Source organism: Microbulbifer hainanensis, assembly GCF_014904735.1.
GTDB lineage: Bacteria > Pseudomonadota > Gammaproteobacteria > Pseudomonadales > Cellvibrionaceae > Microbulbifer > Microbulbifer hainanensis.
In genome coordinates this window covers 64,391-79,611 of record NZ_JACZCR010000028.1, presented here as the reverse complement: position 1 = coordinate 79,611, position 15,221 = coordinate 64,391, and the positions used below count along the sequence as shown (strand labels likewise).

General features: G+C 59.7%; 16 protein-coding genes. 10 read left to right on the top strand and 6 right to left on the bottom strand.

The genetic code is table 11. From position 1 onward, the window contains the following. Nucleotides 1–8 precede the first annotated feature (8 nt). Nucleotides 9–473: a PaaI family thioesterase gene (locus IG168_RS11155; protein ID WP_193164474.1), complete on the bottom strand. Its 465-nt coding sequence runs from the start codon at nucleotides 471–473 to the stop codon at nucleotides 9–11. A gap of 325 nt (nucleotides 474–798) precedes the next feature. Here IG168_RS11155 and IG168_RS11150 point away from each other — a divergent pair, with 325 nt between their 5' ends. From IG168_RS11150 to IG168_RS11120, 7 genes are all read left to right on the top strand, one after another. After that, nucleotides 799–1,944 carry a serine hydrolase domain-containing protein gene (locus IG168_RS11150; RefSeq protein WP_193164473.1) on the top strand — a complete coding sequence of 382 codons (1,146 nt, stop codon included), beginning with the start codon at nucleotides 799–801 and terminating at the stop codon, nucleotides 1,942–1,944. Next, a complete protein-coding gene (locus IG168_RS11145) occupies nucleotides 1,944–2,171 on the top strand; it encodes a SlyX family protein (protein WP_193164472.1) in 228 nt (75 codons plus the stop codon). The genes IG168_RS11150 and IG168_RS11145 overlap by 1 nt, the downstream gene beginning before the upstream one ends. Before the next feature lie 643 nt (nucleotides 2,172–2,814). Further along, nucleotides 2,815–3,465, top strand: coding sequence for an OmpA family protein (locus IG168_RS11140; protein WP_193164471.1), 651 nt, complete (start codon nucleotides 2,815–2,817; stop codon nucleotides 3,463–3,465). Between the two features lie 160 nt (nucleotides 3,466–3,625). Then, entirely contained in the window at nucleotides 3,626–4,099 is a 474-nt protein-coding gene (locus IG168_RS11135; RefSeq protein WP_193164470.1) for a hypothetical protein, read from the top strand. 357 nt (nucleotides 4,100–4,456) lie between these two features. Continuing rightward, nucleotides 4,457–4,921, top strand: coding sequence for a hypothetical protein (locus IG168_RS11130; protein WP_193164469.1), 465 nt, complete (start codon nucleotides 4,457–4,459; stop codon nucleotides 4,919–4,921). Nucleotides 4,922–4,984: 63 nt separating this feature from the next. Beyond that, nucleotides 4,985–5,353, top strand: coding sequence for a SpoIIAA family protein (locus IG168_RS11125; protein ID WP_193164468.1), 369 nt, complete (start codon nucleotides 4,985–4,987; stop codon nucleotides 5,351–5,353). 33 nt (nucleotides 5,354–5,386) lie between these two features. Further along, nucleotides 5,387–6,190 carry a class I SAM-dependent methyltransferase gene (locus IG168_RS11120; protein WP_193164467.1) on the top strand — a complete coding sequence of 268 codons (804 nt, stop codon included), beginning with the start codon at nucleotides 5,387–5,389 and terminating at the stop codon, nucleotides 6,188–6,190. 71 nt (nucleotides 6,191–6,261) lie between these two features. Here IG168_RS11120 and IG168_RS11115 read toward each other — a convergent pair whose 3' ends face one another. The 4 genes from IG168_RS11115 to IG168_RS11100 all read right to left on the bottom strand — a co-directional run bounded on the left by IG168_RS11115 (nucleotide 6,262) and on the right by IG168_RS11100 (nucleotide 12,623). After that, on the bottom strand, nucleotides 6,262–7,647 hold the full coding sequence (locus tag IG168_RS11115; RefSeq protein ID WP_193164466.1) for an L-serine ammonia-lyase: 1,386 nt from the start codon (nucleotides 7,645–7,647) through the stop codon (nucleotides 6,262–6,264). Between the two features lie 237 nt (nucleotides 7,648–7,884). Beyond that, nucleotides 7,885–8,862, bottom strand: a complete 978-nt coding sequence (gene cmoB / locus IG168_RS11110; RefSeq protein WP_193164465.1) for a tRNA 5-methoxyuridine(34)/uridine 5-oxyacetic acid(34) synthase CmoB — start codon at nucleotides 8,860–8,862, stop codon at nucleotides 7,885–7,887. 24 nt (nucleotides 8,863–8,886) lie between these two features. Continuing rightward, complete coding sequence (cmoA, locus tag IG168_RS11105; RefSeq protein ID WP_193164464.1) at nucleotides 8,887–9,618, bottom strand: carboxy-S-adenosyl-L-methionine synthase CmoA; 732 nt, start codon at nucleotides 9,616–9,618, stop codon at nucleotides 8,887–8,889. A gap of 92 nt (nucleotides 9,619–9,710) precedes the next feature. After that, nucleotides 9,711–12,623: an insulinase family protein gene (locus IG168_RS11100; RefSeq protein WP_193164463.1), complete on the bottom strand. Its 2,913-nt coding sequence runs from the start codon at nucleotides 12,621–12,623 to the stop codon at nucleotides 9,711–9,713. A 246-nt stretch (nucleotides 12,624–12,869) separates the two neighbouring features. Here IG168_RS11100 and IG168_RS11095 point away from each other — a divergent pair, with 246 nt between their 5' ends. From IG168_RS11095 to IG168_RS11085, 3 genes are read left to right on the top strand one after another with little or no spacing between them, the layout of a single operon-like run. Next, the gene (locus tag IG168_RS11095) at nucleotides 12,870–13,583 is read left to right on the top strand and encodes a DUF599 domain-containing protein (protein ID WP_226876845.1); all 714 of its coding nucleotides are present in this window, start codon (nucleotides 12,870–12,872) and stop codon (nucleotides 13,581–13,583) included. Nucleotides 13,584–13,587: 4 nt separating this feature from the next. Continuing rightward, nucleotides 13,588–13,923, top strand: a complete 336-nt coding sequence (locus IG168_RS11090; protein WP_193164462.1) for a nucleotide pyrophosphohydrolase — start codon at nucleotides 13,588–13,590, stop codon at nucleotides 13,921–13,923. Continuing rightward, nucleotides 13,916–14,698 (top strand): methyltransferase, encoded by a 783-nt coding sequence (locus tag IG168_RS11085; RefSeq protein WP_193164461.1) that lies wholly within the window; start codon nucleotides 13,916–13,918, stop codon nucleotides 14,696–14,698. The genes IG168_RS11090 and IG168_RS11085 overlap by 8 nt, the downstream gene beginning before the upstream one ends. A gap of 18 nt (nucleotides 14,699–14,716) precedes the next feature. On the opposite strand, the gene IG168_RS11080 is transcribed toward IG168_RS11085, so the two are convergent. Continuing rightward, complete coding sequence (locus IG168_RS11080) at nucleotides 14,717–15,211, bottom strand: DnaJ domain-containing protein (RefSeq protein ID WP_193164460.1); 495 nt, start codon at nucleotides 15,209–15,211, stop codon at nucleotides 14,717–14,719. Between the last annotated feature and the right edge of the window lie 10 nt (nucleotides 15,212–15,221).

The following is a 15,221-nucleotide window of genomic DNA, read 5'->3' as shown; positions in this document are numbered from 1 at the left end:
CCTGCCAGTTACCAGTTGTCCGGTACGCGGACTGCCACAACTTCGGCGGAGGCACAGATGCGTCCGCCGCTGGAGAGGGTGCATTCCAGCCGGGTTTTCTTTGGCGTACGTTCGACGATTTTCGCTTCGAGGATGGCAGTATCACTGATTGCGGCCGGTGCACGATATTGAACGTCGAGCTTGCCAGTGGCATACCAGATCTTGTCGCCGGTGCCTGTCTCGCGCCCGGCCTGGATGTAGCCATCGGCGATTGCAGTACAGATCGTGTGGCAGTCGATCACCGTGGCGATAATACCGCCGTTTAGATACTGTGTAGGGCCGGCACATTGGTGTGGCTGCGGGGTAAATTCGCAGCGGCTGGTGTCCTTGCCCGTCCAATAGCTCTTTATCTGCAGGCCACTTGCGTTTTCCGGGCCACACCCGAAGCAATGATTGTCCGGTATCTGGTCCTGAATGGCCTTTTGTTGTGTCATGGCATTTGTTCTCCGGCTCTGGTCGTCAAACTGTCAAGCGCATCCCGGCAAGAAGCTGCAGGGGCGGTGGCGCGAATGGGGGCCATCCTAACCATTTGTTCTCAGTCGCGAAAGCAGTCTGGTGCCGGAAGGGACGTGCGGTAGCGGCTAATCGCTGGGCCCTGCGATCATTATGGGTGATCGGTACCATGCTACCGGCGGCTCCCACCTTGCAGCCCTTCGAACTATTCCTGGAACTCACCGCTTCGCCGCCGGCTCGGCTATCGAATTTAAAGGCAACAGGCCCTAAACTATCGCGCCTTATTCAGATGTTGGACGGGTACCCATGGAAATATACGGCTTCTGCGCCCCCGGTTTCGAGTCGCTGTACGACGACTTCGCTCACAATTTCCGCCACTGCGGGGACAACGGCGCGGCCGTGGCAGTGCACCAGCACGGCGAGCTGATTGTCTCTCTCTGGGCCGGCAGTGCAGACCGTGATGCCCGGGTGCCCTATACCGAGGACACCCTCGCCAACGTCTTTTCTTCGTCAAAGGGCGTTCTGGCCGTACTGGCAATGCAGCAGGTAGGCGAGGGGAGGCTGGATCTCGACCGCCCCGTGGCCGAGTACTGGCCAGAGTTTGCCGCCAAAGGCAAAGAGAAAGTGACCGCCCGGCAGCTGCTGTGCCACCGGGCCGGGCTGGTCGCATTTCGGGAAAAGGTCGCGGATAGCCTGATCTACGACTGGGAAGAGGCGTGTGCGCGAGTCGCGGCAACCGAACCCTGGTGGACTCCCGGCTCCCACCAGGGCTATGCCCCGTTTTTCTACGGCTGGAGCGTCGGCGGTCTGGTGGAGCGGGTAGCGGGCGTACCGCTGCGACAGCTTTACCGGGATGCATTGGCATCCCCCCTGGAGCTGGATGGCGGATTCGGCGCACACGGCCACCGGTCTACCCGCATTGCCGATGTGGGCCCGTTGAAACAGCCCCTTCCCGAGCTGCGGGAAAACGCCGTAGGCCGGGCCATCAAGGAAGACCGCAATGGTCCGGTGGCGCAGGCCTTCACTAATCCGGTCAGCCTGATGATGGGCACCAACGGCGAGGACTGGCGCGGGGCGCTGATTCCGGCCGCAAACGGGCATTTCAGCGCGCGTGATCTGGCGGCGATTTATGGAGACCTCGCAGCCGAGCAACCGAGCCTGTTGTCGCCGGAGCTGATCGCCGAGGCCGCCCGCGAACAGAGCTGTGGGCGAGACGCCATACTGCAGGCCGATGTGAGTTTTGGCTGTGGTTTTATTCGCAGTGGCAAGGCGGCGGATCTGCGTTTTGGCGGCTCCCAGGGCTTTGGCCACCCCGGCGCTGGAGGGAGCGTGGGTTTCGCCGATCCCGAGCAGGGCATCGGCTTTGGCTACGTCACCACGAGAATGGGGCAGAGCCTGTTCATGGACCGCCGCGCGGTCAGCCTTGTCGAGCGGCTATACGGATTACTGTAATGGAAAAGTCATTGGCAGAACTGACTGCACGAGTTGAAGAGTTGGAAAGCCGCCTCGCATTCCAGGAGGACACCCTGAGCCAGCTCAACGATGTCATTGCCGTGCAGGATGCGAATATCCGCGCTCTGATCGCTCGATTGCAGGAACTCGGTGACAAATACCGCGATCTTTCCTACGAAATGCAGGGGAGCGGCAAGCCGGGTGACGAAAAGCCCCCGCACTATTGAGGGAAAAAGCGTTTAGATTGGCCTGTCCAGACCGGCAGGCCATTTCTCGCCTGTGCGCCGGTCAGACCTTAAGGGGTACGTTCGTACCCTAATAGTTGTTCCCCTCACTATCCCTTTACCTAATCGTAAAATTGTCTAAAAAAAATAATTCCGGTCCCGCAGTCAAGTATTGACAAGATGTTTTCCACATGTCGGGGCAGGTTTTTAGGCGCTCCCACTGGTGCCTGTATAAGTGGTACGCTCCGCGCTGGAAATCTTGTAAGTTATTGTTTTTAAATGATAAATTTGTGAAGGGTAAAAAATAGACAAAATGCTGCGGGCGAGGCGAGATGCCGTATGGCGCTCAATTTAATGAGGTCATGCACAGAGTTATCCACAGAAGCTGTGGAGGGATTAGAGTGGTGCCTGCAGCGTAAGCCTGTCCCTGCCGGAGCGCCGGAGTTTCTTCACTTTTGGTTACCGCGCAAAATTGCGTCGTTGTCGGTAGACCTGAACGTCGTTTCCGCCTAGGCTTCGTCCCCGAATTGAAGCGGTCGGTTCAGCTGCCAGTCAGCTGGCTGCGCCGATACTTCCCTTCTCAGGTTTTGGCGGCATGTCGCCTCTCGACACCCGTTGTTCGATAAAAGCGTTAGGAGAACCTTACATGAAAAAATGGGTAGCAATTCTCGCATTGAGCTCACTGGTGGGCTGTACCACGCTGGACCCTTATACAGGTGAAAGCAAAACCAGTAACGCGGCCAAGGGTGCCGGCGCGGGTGCCGTTGCCGGGGCCATCATCGGTGCGGCTACCGCGAGCAAGAAAGACCGCAAGAAAGGGGCCCTCACCGGTGCTCTGGGCGGTGCGGCCATCGGTGGCGGTATCGGTTACTACATGGATCGCCAGGAAATGGCACTGCGCCAGCGTCTTGAAGGTACCGGTGTCCGTGTACAGCGTGAAGGCGACAATATTCGCTTGATCATGCCGGGCAACATTACCTTCGGTACCAACAAGGCGGATATCCGTACAGATTTCTACGACACGCTGGATTCTGTGATCCTGGTGCTGAAAGAATTCGACCAGACCGCGATCCGCGTCAGCGGCCATACCGACAGCACCGGTTCCGATGTCTACAACCAGAATCTGAGTGAGCAGCGCGCCAACTCTGTTGCCAACTTCTTCACGGGCCGTGGCGTTGCCGCAGGCCGAGTGCAGGCGGTGGGTTACGGCGAGCGTTACCCGCTGGCAAGCAACGATTCCGAAGCCGGGCGTCAGGCCAACCGCCGCGTCGAGCTGGAGTTGCTACCGCTCAAATAATGTGAGAAAAGGAAAGGGCACTTCGGTGCCCTTTTTTTTTGGCACGGAATTTGGTGTTTTTGACGAATGCTCCGTCCAGGCTTTGCGTGAGTTGAGATTTGCCGAATTCTCGCGGCAAATATTTGATGGAATAGCAATAAATTACGTAGAGGTGAGCGAGGTGAGAAAAGGAATCGGGCGCATCGCCGCCAGTCTATTGCTGACCCTTTCGGCTGGTGCCGCACCGGCACTGCTGGCGGAGGAAACTTCTACTAACGGAGCTGCTACAGTTCCGCCTGGAGACGATCTCGGTGCGCGCTATGCGTCAGCCGCGTTGGTTGCCCAGGTTCAGATAGCTGGAATCCATCGGGATGTGGATAGTGCCCTGTCTGAGCCGGGAATGGTGGCGCTACTCGGTTATGTCTATTCAGCGGTCTCCCGTCAGGTATGGAAGGGAGAGGCCAATCGCCTGATTGCCTTTCGTCTCGGCCTCGATGCCTGTGATAAAAAACTGGTCAAGGGAGGCCGTTACCTGATTTTCGCCAGTCCGGACAGCTATGGCCGGCTGCAGTTGCGAAGCTGTGATGCGGCAGTGCCGGAAGCAGAGGCGGCGCCACTGCTGGCCCAGCTGAAGCAGATTGATCAGCAGGGCTGATGCCCTATCGCCCCCTCAAAAAGGGTGCCCATTGGTCACTTTTCCCCGGTGTTTCGCGACGCTTTCTAAAACATTCCGATATATTAATTAGTCTGATTACAGCAATCCGGCCTTAATGCGAGGAACAATGTTCCTTGAAGAACCGGTTTGGCGAGTTATTCTTATCAATGTTGGCGTCAACTTCTTCTGCAAAGTTTCAAGTAGTGAAGAACCGCTTGGTGCCATGGATTGCAACGGGGCATAGTGCGTGGCTGTGGGATTCCTGGAAGCCGACATAGAGCAACCTCCCGGATCTCACAGGTGACATGCTGACACCGCCTCAAATTGTGCAACAGCCAGGGGTCAATAGGTGGGTTTATGAAAAAGCTACTACTTCCGCTGATAATTTTGCTGCTGATCATCGGCTACTTTATGTCGCGCGGTGGCGACCATGCGGCAAAAGACGCCTACGATTCACTCGAAAAGCCGAAGAGTGAAAGTATGGAAAACGAGTCTCCGGATGAAAACATGCAGCCTCCGCCCGACGGTATGGGCACGCCCGACAGTAACATGCAGCAGGAATCCGATCGGCCGGACACCACACCGCCCGGAGACCAAAGCCAGGATATGATGGACAAGGCCAAGGAAGCCGCTGACACGATGGGCGAGAAGGTGGAAGGCGCGGCCAAGGAAGCCGGCGAAGCGGTAGAAGGTGCCGCAGACAAGGCCGGTGAAGCTATGAAAGATGCCGGCGAAGCCACGAAAGATGCGACGGAAGACGCGATGGACAAGCTGCGGGACAAGGACAAGGAGTCCGATACCTCCGACGAGCCGCAGAACTGATTCTGCCGGCCACAAGCGAGACCGGGGCTGCCGATTAACGCAGCCCCGGCGTCTTTATTCTCAATGATCGAGCACAACTGGTTCCGCGATCACTCGATTCTGGAAGTCCGACCTCGGGGTTCCCTGCAGCCGAATGACTTTGCGATCCTGGCCAAGCAGGTCGATCCCGTGATTATCGAGCACGGTCGACTGGAAGGGCTGTTGATCGACGCGGTAGATTTTTCCGGCTGGGAGAGCTTTGCCGCCCTCGTGACACACTGCCAGTTCGTGCGCAATCACCATCGCCATATCCACAAGATCGCCATCGTTTCCGATCATTCCCTGTTGGCCTTTATGCCGCAACTCGTCGATCATTTCGTCTGCGCGGAAGTGCGCCCCTTTGCCGTTGCGGATCGGGGCAGGGCGCTAGATTGGCTCGCCGAGGCAGGTTAGCATCCGCCCTGAAACGGATATGACGGAAATGCTGTGCAAAATGATCTGGCGGTTGTCGCGGACGGCGACCACAACCTTCCTTCGGCCCAGGCGCTGGCTGCCGAGCTAGAGCTGCCGTTCCTCGGTAACCTTGCCCCCAACCAAATCGATTCGCCCGCTTACGTGTTGCAGCGGGGCGAACGCCTGCAGCTATGTGCGACCGGTCGGGGAGCGCCGGGACCGGTTGCCGTGGACTTTGTCACCGGCGCCGCCGCCCACCGGCGCAAGTACGGTGGCGGCAAGGGACAGCAGATCGCCAAGGCGGTCGGTGTGCGCAGTGGCTTTTATCCGCGAGTAGTGGATGCAACGGCCGGGCTCGGGCGGGATGCTTTCGTGCTGGCGTCACTGGGCTGTGATGTGTTGATGCTGGAGCGGAATCCTGTGGTGCGGGCGCTACTCTGCGACGGGTTGGCGCGACTGCGCCGAGCCGCCGAGAGTGATCCCGAACTTGCGGGAATTTCCGCTCGCCTGTCCCTGGATGAATCCGATGTGTCCGCGGCCGCCTGGCTGGAGCGGCAACAGCCCGATTCCATACCAGTGATCTATCTGGATCCGATGTTTCCCGAGCGCGGCAAAAGCGCCAAAGTAAAAAAAGAAATGGTGGCCTTTCACCGGATCGTGGGCGGGGATACCGATGCCGATGAGTTACTGGAGCCGGCAATCGCGGCTTGCTATTACCGTGTGGTGGTCAAGCGACCCAAAATTGCGCCGCTGCTGGGAGAACGGAAACCCTCGCTGACACTGGAAGGGAAGTCGGGTCGCTTCGATATCTATACCAAGCACGGCGTGCCGGGCTGACGGCGCAGGAGGGGGATCGCCGACGGGTGCCATCTCGCAGTTCCGTCGGCGAAGCTACTCTTCAGAAGGCTTTAGCAGTTGACGGCGTTAACCGCCAGCCCGCCCTGTGACGTTTCCTTGTACTTGCTCTGCATATCGATGCCGGTCTGACGCATGGTTTCAATCACGCTGTCCAGCGGCACAATGTGCGCTCCGTCGCCGCGCAGTGCGAGGCGGGCCGCATTGATGGCTTTTACCGCGCCCATGGTGTTGCGTTCGATACACGGCACCTGCACCAGTCCGCCGATGGGATCGCAGGTCAGGCCGAGATTGTGTTCCATACCGATTTCGGCGGCGTTTTCGATCTGCTGGTTGGTGCCGCCCTGGACCGCCGCGAGTCCCGCCGAGGCCATGGAGCAGGCCACGCCGATCTCCCCCTGACAGCCGACTTCCGCTGCGGAAATCGAGGCGTTTTTCTTGAACAGCATGCCAATGGCCCCGGCCGTCAGCATGAATTTCACTACCTGGTCTTTCAGGTCACCGTGCTGGACCGGATCGTGCACGAACTGTACGTAGTAGGCGATGGCTGCGGGAATCACGCCGGCGGCGCCATTGGTCGGTGCCGTGACAATACGGCCACGCGCGGCGTTTTCCTCGTTGACCGCGAGTGCGAAGAGGCTCACCCAATCCAGGATGGTGAGTCCCTGGCGGCGCTCCTCATCGGACTGTTTGCTCAGTTCGCGGTACAGTTCCGCTGCGCGGCGGCGGACCTTGAGCCCGCCGGGGAGAATTCCGTGCTGGTGGCAGCCGCGTTGAATCGACTCATCCATGACTTCCCAGATGTGCCAGAGTGCATCCTTGACTTCACTTTCACTGCGAAAAGCCTTTTCGTTGGTCATTGCCAGTTCGGCGATAGTCCAACCGTGCTTTTCGCAGAGATCCATCAGCTGCGCGGCGGAGCTGAAGTCGTAGGGCAGCAGCGTGGCAATCTGTTCTTTCTGGGAGAATTCCTCCTCGGATAGTACGAAACCACCGCCGATGGAGAAGTAGCTGCGCTCGAAAAGAAGCTCGTCGCCCTGATAGGCCTGGCAGGTCATGCCATTGGCGTGTTGGGGCAGGAACTCGTCGTTGTGGAAAACCAGGTCGCGGCCGGGTACAAATCGGATGGTGTGATCGCCGTACAGACACAGGGTTTCATCCTGCTCAATCGTCGCCATTTTGTCGTCGATGGTATCGACGTCAATGGTATCCGGAGCCTCGCCGAGCAGTCCCATCAGCGCGGCCATATCAGTGCCGTGACCGATACCGGTGAGGGCAAGGGAACCGTACAGGTGGACCTGTACACGATTGGTATCGCGCAATTGTCCGGCGACATCCAGGTCCTGGACAAACTGCCGCGCAGCGACCATCGGGCCCACCGTGTGTGAGCTGGATGGGCCGACGCCGACTTTAAACAGTTCGAATACGCTAATGCTCATAGAAACACTCTGAACCCGATTTTATTGTAGGAGCGACATCCCGCATTCCGTGCGGCGATGATTGCCATGTTGCGGATGTCGGGGGCTGCTACGGGCGAATTTGATTGCACCAATTGGGGGCAGACTTTGCCAATATGCCGGCAGCAATCAACCATTTCGATCGCAAACCCGACAAAATTCTTCCAGCCTGCAGTTTGGTGGAATTTTTGCGTGCGTATTGTCGTGGAGGCACAGAAGCTACGGTGCTTTCGCGACCAGAACGGCCCTCTTGGGCGCGGGGTGACCCTCAGCGGTCTTATCCGGTGACTCGGGGTCGAGAAAGTCGGCCAGCGACTCGAAACGCATCCAGTCGGTGCGCCGCTGCTCGCCGAACCCGGTGATATCCAGATCTACCGTGCACGGGTCAACAAAGCCGCATTTGCGCAGCCAGCTTTCCAGGGTCGCACAGCTGGGAAGGAACCAGACATTGCGCATCTTCGCGTAGCGACCTTCCGGTACCAGGCAATCCCCGAGGTCGCCGTCGATTACGAGGGTTTCCAGAATCAGCTGGCCGCCGGGGCGGAGTGTCTCGCGCAGTTCGCGCAGGTGATCCATCGGCGAGCGGCGGTGGTAGAGCACACCCATGGAAAAGGTAGTGTCGAACGCCTGCAGGTTTGCCGGCAGCGCCTCGATGCCGAGCGGCAATACATCCACCGGTTTGTCCATGCCCAGATACTTTTTCATGGCATAAAACTGGGCGACGAATTTTGCCGAGGGGTCGATACCGATCACGCGCCTGGCGCCTGCACCGAACTGCCTCCAGCAGTGGTAGCCGTTGCCGCAACCGACATCGAGTACCAGGCGGTTGTGCAGGGGTTCAAGGTGGGGCAGGACGCGTTCCCACTTCCAGTCCGAGCGCCATTCGGTATCGATGAACAAGTCAAAGAGTTCCCACGGGCCTTTGCGCCACGGGTGCAACTTCCGCAACTGGTTTTCCAGTTCGGCCAGCTGATCCGGTGTCGCGTCGCCGGCGGTCCCTGCGGCCACTCTGTCGACCAGTTCCACATGAGATGGCGGCAGGTCGGGCAGGGCCTCGAGCGCCGCACGCCAATCGGGAAGATCGCCCCAGCGGTGCGGACTGATACCTTCGGCAACCTGCGCGGGCAGCTCTGCCAGCCACGGACGCAGCGCGGGGATATGCTGCAGGCCGGCGTAAAGTTCGGTGTAGTCGATCATGGGCAATACCGTTCCGGCTCCGGGCTATGCCTTGATGGCAATCAGCGATGCGAAATTGAAGCACTGGAACCAGACATCCACACTGCTGAAGCCGACCGCCTTCAGGCGTTCGCGATGCTGGTCCAGCGTTTCCGGAATCAGGACATTTTCAATGGCCGCGCGTTTTTGCGCGACTTCCAGTTCGCTGTAGCCGTTGGCGCGCTTGAACGAGTGGTGCAGATCGATCATCAACTCCTGGTGAGCGGCGTCGGCGAAAGCGACTTTTTCCGACAGGATCAGCACACCACCGGGGCGCAGGCCGTCGCAGATTTTCTGCAGAATCTCCCTGCGCTCCTGCACCGGAATAAATTGCAGGGTGAAATTGAGCACGACAACAGAGGCATTGTCGATGGCAACGTTCTGGATGTCGGCGCAGACCAGTTGCACCGGAATCTGTCCGCTGTCAGCTGCCAGTACCGTGCGGGCGCGTTCGACCATCGCCTGGGAGTTGTCTACCGCTATGATCTCGCAGTCCGCTGCGGGAATGCGATGCCGCATCGAAAGTGTGGCAGCGCAGAGGGAGCTGCCGAGATCGTAGCAGCGGCTGCCCGCCTGGGCGTAGCGCTCGGCCAGGGTGCCGATCATTGCCACGATGGTGGTGTAACCGGGCACCGAACGCTGGATCATGTCCGGAAAGACTTCGACCACAGACTGGTCGAACTTGAAACCGGCCACTTCGCCGAGTGGATTTGCGTAGATGTTGTCTTGTTTGCTCATGGTTCAACGTCAGAAAACAGCGAGTACAGCCGGAACTGGATGGGCTGCTGGCCCCTCCAGAATCCGGCTGCGCAGAGTGCATTGCATTTGATCTACAGCTTTTCTTCGTGCAGATCCAGTTTCAGTCCGGCTTCGCAGCCCTGGCTGCCGGTCACCACGGCGGTGCTGCCGCTATCGGGCTGCAGGTAGGTGGCACCGACTCGTTTGAGATCCTCCAGGCGCACCTCGGTGACCCGGCGGCGGAACTCCTGGCGGACGGCATGGGTGCGGCCATACAGGTCCGAGTGGAATGCCTTTTTGGCCTCGCCGGCGGGGGAGCCGGGTTTGTCCAGTGCGCCGACGACACCGAGGATGGCCTCTTCGACCTGGTCGTCCTTGTGTTTGCCGCTGTGCAGCCAGTCGATAGAGGCATCGAAGTCCTGCAGCGTTTCACCCATGCGCGGATCGCGATAGGAGTAAAAGCGGAATACGCCTATATTGCTGTCGTGGCTGGCGCCGCCGCCGTAGGCGCCCCCCTGTTCGCGGATGGTGCGGTGCAGGAAACCGTTGCGCAGGTAGCCGCCGAGCACGGACAGTGGCGCGGCATCCGGATGATTCATCGGCACCGTCGGATAGGCCTTTGCGCAGAAATTGACCTGGCTGTTGGCGATCCACAGATCGTGTATGGCGCTGGCTTCAAAGGGCGCGGTGGACGCTGCTGAGCCACCGACGACATCGCTGGCCAGCGGTGCCAGGGCACCGGTGTATTCCGGAAGCTTGTCCTCTTCGCCAATCAGCAGGAACTGGCGCTCGGCACCGGCGATCCTGGTGTGAATGGCCTGCAGCTTTTCTGCGAATTTATCCAGCCCGCCGTTCTCGTCGAAACTGCGCACCAGGCCCTTGAGGTGGCGCAGCCCCAGCAGGCCACCGGTCGCGTGGCTCTCGTAGGCGGCCCGGTTGAATCCGGAGCTGGCCGCTGCCATTGCCAGTGCGTGGCCATTGCCGACAACTCCCTGTTCGCGACGTGCCAGCGTCTGCAGCAGCAGTTCCTTGATGCGGGGCAGCTCATCGAAGCGCACCTGTTCAACGGTGGCCTGCATCAGCTCGGTCAATGCCGCCTGGTTGGCGGCGAGGGCCTTGCCGGAAAGGATGAAGTGGCCATCCAAAACCTGCAGGTCGTCGATCGCAGTGCGGCTGCTGGTGAATCCGTGCAGGGCGCCGGCAACGCTGGCCTGCCACTGCTGTACCTGCAGGTAGTCCTTGTCGCCGATGCCGACTTCACTGAGTACCTGGCAGTAGTAGGGCAGCAGCTGCTTTTCCTCTTCGGAAAAGTCGGGCAGGGCGCAGACCATCTGCTGATAGACCAGGCCGTTGGTGCCGGCGCTATAGCGTGACAGCTTCTGTTGTCCCAGTTGCAGGCTTTCCCCTTCGACCTTGGGGAGTTCCGGCGGGATATCTTCGACACCGACCTTGGGCAGGATGGATTCGTCGTCCTCGCGCTGCTGGCGCTCGAGTAGCGCGTGCGTGGTCTGGACGATCTGTTGTTTCTGTCCCTCGTCCAGTTCGGATTTGATTTCGGCCAGGCGCGCTTTTTCCGCGGCTTCGCGGCGTGCAGCCAGTTTATCGTCCGGGGACAGCACCAGTCGCACGCGGTGCTGGTTGTCCAGCAACAGCTGGCGCGCCTTGTCGGCGATAAAGCGCGGATCCTTGATCTGCTCGCGCAGTTTTTCCAGCGTGGCATCGATATTGAGCAGGCCGATGGCATCACCGCGGTGGGTGGCCCCGGTCAGCGCGGTCAGTATCAGCTGCAGGCCGTAGGGGAAACCGTCGCCGCCGATTTCGCGCTGCTGCAGTTCTAGCTGGTGCAATGCCGCGGCGACCTCTTCGTAGGGCACGCCGTTTTCCGCGACATCCGCGAGCACCGCCAGTACCTGCTTTTCAAACTCATCGGCGCGCTCCCGTTCGCTGCCCTCAATGCCGCAGAGGAAAACCAGTTCGCGCTGCGAATCGTCGAGACCGACAAGGGGGGAGGGCGAGGTGCCGAGCTCCGTGGTCTCGAGGAGCTTCATCAGCGGCGAGGCGCTGTTGTCGAGCAGGACGCCGGCGAGCAGGTGCGCGGTGAGTGCCTCTTCGAGATCGGTGACATCGCCCATCAGCCAGCCGAGCACGATATGGGTCTTTTCGTCGAGACCTTCTTCGCCGCTGACGGGGTAGAATTCTTCCACGGACACCGGCGCCAGGTAGTGATCTTCGCGACCCACGGCAATCTTCTTGTGCAGTGGCTCGAACTTGTGCAGTACTTTTTCCTCGATCGCCGCCTGGTGCTCGGCGGCCTCGATATCGCCAAATGTCATGAAAATGGCGTTACTCGGGTGATAGTGGGAGCGGTAGAATGCCACCAGCTGCTCATAGGTCAGTTTTGGAATGTCCGCCGGCTCACCGCCCGAGTTGTGATGGTAGGTGGTGGTAGGGAACAGGTATTTGCTCAGGGTTTGCCACAACTGGGAGCTCACCGAGCTCATCGCCCCTTTCATTTCGTTGTAAACGACGCCCTTGTAGACCAGTTCGCTGTCCGGATTATCGCTTTCGGCGAATTCCAGCCTGTGTCCTTCCTGGGCGAAGTCCAGTGGATCCAGGCGCGCGAAGAACACCGCATCCAGGTAGACGTCGAGGAGATTGTTGAAGTCCTTGCGGTTCTGGCTGGCGAACGGGTAGGCCGTCCAGTCTGAACTGGTGAAGGCATTCATGAAGGTGTTCAGGGAACGCCGTATCATCATGAAGAAGGGGTCGCGCACCGGATACTTGTCGCTGCCACAAAGTGCGGTGTGTTCGAGGATGTGGGCGACACCGGTGGAATCCTGCGGAACTGTCCTCAAGGCCACCAGAAACACGTTTTCCGGGTTGTCGGCGGCGATATGCAGGTGCTGGGCACCGGTATTCTTGTGCCGGTACTCCTCCACGCGCACGCCGAGGGATTCGATTTCTGCGCTGGTGACCAGTTCAAAGGCGGGGTGTGCGTTGCTCAAAAGACAGCTCCATCGGTTATTCGAGTGCGTGGCCGGGGCCGGCGGAGTGGATGTCCAGTACTCTCGGCCGCGGCGATCGGGGCGCTATTCTACCGCCTGCGCTTGGCGTAAAAACAGTGTTGACACCGGTGGCGGCAGCGAGAACACTTTCGCGCAGCTTTGGCAGAATAAATGTAGACCAAGGAATCGACGGCACGGCCGCCCGCGCGACGGGTGCCGTTCGCGGATTCCGCAATATGGAGAGATATGTTGACCTGGATGGATATCGCCAGCGCAATTGGCTTCTTTTTTACCTGGGCGGGGTATACGGTCTTCGCGCGGCGCAAGGCGAAGGTGACCTGGTCACTGTCCTCTTCGCTGCAGTGGTACCGGGTGGAGTGGATGCTGCGCATGATGGAGCGGGACATGCGCATGCCGGATGCGGCGATTCTCGGCAACCTGGAGCGCGTGATCGGTTTTTTCGCCTCTACCAGTATCCTGATCCTGGCGGGTCTGGTGACTGCACTGACCGCCAACCAGGCTGCAATCGAATTGCTGTCTACGCTGCCACTGGCCCATACCCTGACGGTGGAACAGTTCGAGATCAAGATTCTGTTGCTGATCCTGATCTTCATCTATGCGTTCTTCAATTTCACCTGGTCGCTGCGCCAGTACTCTTTCGCCAATGTGCTGCTCGGTGCCGCGCCGCATCCGGACAGCGATGACCTGTCTGAAGAGGACCGCCGCCGTTTCGCGATCAATACCGCCAAAGTGATCGACCAGGCCGGCCACAGTTACAACTACGGGCTGCGCTCCTATTACTTCGCCATGTCGGTGATGGGCTGGTTTATCCATCCGCTGGTCTTTGTCGGCGGTTACCTGATGGTCGTCTGGGTGCTGTTCCTGCGGGAGTTCCGCTCGCGCACGCTGCAGTCGATCCTGGCCGCCGAAGGGCGCTCGTTACACCATCCGCGGAGCTGAGCCGATGGAATCCCGCACGATTCTGGATGCGTTCGATGATATCGCCCGCCGGCGCGGCTGGTCCCCGCTGCACACACCGAAGAACCTGTCCATGGCGCTTTCGGTGGAGGTGGCGGAGCTGTGCCGGCATATGCAGTGGCGTGACGATGCCGGCATCGAAGAAATGATGTCGGGTTCCGCTGCGGCGGATGTCGCGTCGGAACTCGCGGATATCCAGATGTACCTGGTCAAGCTCGCCGACGTACTCGGAATCGACCTGGATACGGCGCTGCGGGACAAGATTGCGGAGAACCGGCGCCGGGCCGAATCCGCAGACACAGCCGGGCCCGCCGATGAGTGATCGCAATTTCGACGATCTGGCGCACCGCTTTCGCAATCGTATCTATGGCGGCCTCAAGGGCGATATTCGCCTCGCCGTCTTGAACCGTGACATGGCCCCGGTGTTGGCGGAGCGGGAAGGTGAACTGCATATCGTCGATGCCGGTGGCGGACAGGGACAGTTTGCAATGGATCTCGCCGGGGCGGGTCACAGGGTCCATCTAGCGGATATCTCCGCGCAGATGCTCGAACAGGCGGCGGCGCAGTGCGCTCTGCGCGGACTGGAAGGGCGCGTGACATTAGTGCACAAATCTCTGCAGGAGTTGCCGGACCAGCGTGAACTCTGCAATGCCGATCTGGTGCTCTGTCACGCGGTGCTGGAGTGGCTGGCCGAGCCCCGTCAGGCGCTCGAGTGTTTGCAAAAATTACTGAAACCCGGCGGCTATCTGTCGCTGACCTTCTACAACCGGCGCGCGCTGGAGTATCGGCTTCTGCAGCGGGGTAGTTTCCGCCAGCTTGATCGCAATATCGAATCTTCAAACTGGGGTGGTCATCCCGGTAGCCTGACGCCACAGAATCCACTGTTGCTGGAGTGGGTGGAAGACTGGCTGGCGCAGGTGGGGCTTGAGGTGGTGGCTCACAGTGGTATTCGCTGTTTCCACGATTTCATGACGCCGCATATCCGCGAAAAACTGCCGGCGGCCGCCATTGTGGACAAGGAGTTGGCGTATTCCCGAGTGGATCCCTATCGTCAACTGGCGCGCTACATCCATCTGCTGTGCCGCGCGCCGCTATAGCTGTACTGTTGATCCCACTTATTTTCCCGTCTTGAGCAATAGCTCTTTCGCCGCATTGATCCGCGACGCCAGGTAGTCGTTGCCGCCGCGATCGGGGTGCAGGCGCTGGATCAGTTTGCGATGGGCGGCAATGATTTCCTCATCGCTGGCATCGGCAGGGACATCGAGGATTTTGCATGCTTCGTCGCGGGTCAGGTGTGGACCGTTTTCAGTTGTGGACGAGCGCTGCTCCTGTCGCGCCTGCGCGTGTTTCGCCAGCAGCGGGGCAAGCCACGGCAGGTGGCGGGTGAGCCATTGCAGTATCCTGCCCAGCACGGGCAACAGAACAGCTACCGCGGCTCCCACCCAGTGCAGGCGACCGGTCATTGCCGCCAGCACCGCAACCAGTGCCAAACCGATCAGCAGATACTGTAATAGCAGTTTGCGTTTTTCACGGGCGTTGCTGGACTGGAATTTCTGCCATGCCAGCCAGGCGATAATGCCGACCGCAAGCAGCAGGATAATGCGGGCCACAGCGTTTCCT

Coding starts and splice junctions, on each gene's coding strand:
- IG168_RS11095 (WP_226876845.1), top strand. CDS start 12,870: ATGTTGACCTGGATGGATATCGCCAGCGCAATTGGCTTCTTTTTTACC.
- IG168_RS11085 (WP_193164461.1), top strand. CDS start 13,916: ATGAGTGATCGCAATTTCGACGATCTGGCGCACCGCTTTCGCAATCGT.
- IG168_RS11155 (WP_193164474.1), bottom strand. CDS start 473: ATGACACAACAAAAGGCCATTCAGGACCAGATACCGGACAATCATTGC.
- IG168_RS11115 (WP_193164466.1), bottom strand. CDS start 7,647: ATGAGCATTAGCGTATTCGAACTGTTTAAAGTCGGCGTCGGCCCATCC.
- IG168_RS11140 (WP_193164471.1), top strand. CDS start 2,815: ATGAAAAAATGGGTAGCAATTCTCGCATTGAGCTCACTGGTGGGCTGT.
- IG168_RS11145 (WP_193164472.1), top strand. CDS start 1,944: ATGGAAAAGTCATTGGCAGAACTGACTGCACGAGTTGAAGAGTTGGAA.
- cmoB (WP_193164465.1), bottom strand. CDS start 8,862: ATGATCGACTACACCGAACTTTACGCCGGCCTGCAGCATATCCCCGCG.
- IG168_RS11150 (WP_193164473.1), top strand. CDS start 799: ATGGAAATATACGGCTTCTGCGCCCCCGGTTTCGAGTCGCTGTACGAC.
- IG168_RS11125 (WP_193164468.1), top strand. CDS start 4,985: ATGATCGAGCACAACTGGTTCCGCGATCACTCGATTCTGGAAGTCCGA.
- IG168_RS11130 (WP_193164469.1), top strand. CDS start 4,457: ATGAAAAAGCTACTACTTCCGCTGATAATTTTGCTGCTGATCATCGGC.
- IG168_RS11090 (WP_193164462.1), top strand. CDS start 13,588: ATGGAATCCCGCACGATTCTGGATGCGTTCGATGATATCGCCCGCCGG.
- cmoA (WP_193164464.1), bottom strand. CDS start 9,618: ATGAGCAAACAAGACAACATCTACGCAAATCCACTCGGCGAAGTGGCC.